Consider the following 238-nt stretch of genomic DNA (forward strand, 5'->3'; position numbering starts at 1 on the left):
ATGAGCGCGTTGCTATGCTTGCTATCGGTGTCGCGGCAATGATTGGTGCTATTGCACCGAATAACCCGATATCACGTTGGTTAGGCCTTGCTGGTTGGGGATTTGGCGCCTACAAAGGTTTGACGTTGGCTTTAGAGCACGTCGATTACCAGTTTAATCCATCTCCTTTCGCAACCTGTGATTTATTCGTTACTTTCCCTAGCTGGGCACCTTTAAACCAATGGGCTCCGTGGATGTT

General features: G+C 48.7%; 1 protein-coding gene. It reads left to right on the plus strand.

The features are described from left to right. Nucleotides 1-238 (plus strand): disulfide bond formation protein B (locus tag AB4512_RS21985; RefSeq protein ID WP_372175668.1); only part of this gene is annotated, 238 nt, incomplete at both ends.

The sequence above is a fragment of the Vibrio sp. 10N.222.52.B7 genome, from assembly GCF_041474275.1.
Taxonomy (GTDB): Bacteria; Pseudomonadota; Gammaproteobacteria; order Enterobacterales; family Vibrionaceae; genus Vibrio; species Vibrio crassostreae_C.